The organism is Streptomyces sp. NPDC001292, from assembly GCF_042896465.1.
Classification (GTDB): Bacteria; Actinomycetota; Actinomycetes; order Streptomycetales; family Streptomycetaceae; genus Streptomyces.
On record NZ_JBIAXG010000144.1, the window covers coordinates 1 to 1,433 of the forward strand.

The window sequence follows — 1,433 nt, forward strand, 5'->3', positions numbered from 1 at the left end:
AGGCCCTGCCTTCATGCCCCCGCACGGCCACGATCACCCGAACAGCACACCCGTACGGAACCCCCAGCCCCACACCCGGTTTCGAGAAGCCTTCTTTGCGCTGCGCGGCCTGGCCGATGGGATGTCCGGCCTCGGCTGCCAGAGTGCGGGCCTGCTGGGAGAGGGCGCCGACGAGGCTGTGCTGCTGGAGGCTGAGACGCCTCAACTGGGTGCGGGCAAGCTTCTGGTGGGCATGGCGGAGGCCTTCGCCGAGGCGGAGCAGCCGGGCGACCTGCTTGGGCTCGGAGTGCACCAGCAGGTTGCTGGCCCATGCCGACAAGGTCGGGCGCTTCAGCGCGGCGATCTGAGCTTGGCGTTTAACCTCGCTGGGCTTGGTGTTCCTTGATCGACTCGGCGCGTTTGACGGTCTTGCCGACGTCGTGGCGCCTGGCCCGTTGCTTGTTCTTCGAGCCGGGAGGCCGTCCGGGACCTGGTCGGGACGGTTTCGGCGCGCTTGCCGGGCGGGCTGCTGTCGCGTGGACGTTGCGAAACCCCCGGCGGACCCGGGCGGGGGTGAGGCGGCGGGGTTCCGCGGGCCGTTCCCAGGGGCGACGGAGGTCCTCGGCGAGGGGCCTGGCGAGGCGGAGCTGGGTGTGGGCGGCGATGATCAGCCAGGTCCACAGGTCGGCCGTGTCGGGATGCCTGATTTTCGGGGCGGTCCAGCCCAGGGTCTGTTTCACCAGCCGGAAGGTGTGCTCCAGGTCGAAGCGGCGGAGGAAGGACTGCCACCAGCGGTCCACGTCCGCCGGTGCGGCGGCGGTGGCCGAGCACCACAGCCAGACCGGTTTCGGGTCCCGGTCACCGGGCAGGCGCTCGACCTTCAGGCGGATCAACGTGCCGTGCAGGACGGGGAGTTCTTCCTTGGCGTGGTTCAGCCAGGGTCCGCGGTGGGTGAGCCGGGGGTGCATCCGGTCCCAGGCCGTCGCGGTGGCCGTGCCGTAGCGGGTGGTGTCCGTGGTGGTCGTGACGTCGGGCTCGTGCCAACTGTCGGGCTTCTTGAACGTGAGGACGCCGCCGTGCCGGCGGGGGCGCCCGCCCCGGGGACCCGACCGGGCGGGGCCGGGGTCGCGGAGCATGACCCGGTCCGAGCGCAGGCGCCCGACCAGCACGACGGGCAGGTCGGCGAGGGCGTGGGTCAGGTAGGCGATGTCGTAGCCGGAGTCCATCACGATCAGGATGTCCGGGTCGCCCGGTCTCCATTGGCCTGCGCTTATCAACCGATCGACGACATCGCGGAGTTGGGCAGCAGTGACGGTGGTCGCGTCGTCGGCCGGTCCCAGGCGGACCGCGTCCAGGAGAGCGACCCAGGAGGTGCGGCCGGTTTCCAGGGCGGCGACGAAGGAGTAGGGCCAGCCGGGCACCAGTTGGTCCGAGCTGCGGTCGCCGCGTCCGTA

Annotated in this window: 1 protein-coding gene and 1 pseudogene; both read right to left on the reverse strand. The window is 71.1% G+C overall.

Annotation, left to right across the window (positions count from 1 at the left end):
- A pseudogene (locus ACFY4A_RS42615) lies at nucleotides 1-319 on the reverse strand (hypothetical protein); the annotation flags it as partial.
- 37 nt (nucleotides 320-356) lie between these two features.
- A partial coding sequence (locus ACFY4A_RS42620) for a transposase (RefSeq protein ID WP_390834679.1) occupies nucleotides 357-1,433 on the reverse strand: 1,077 nt, incomplete at its 5' end.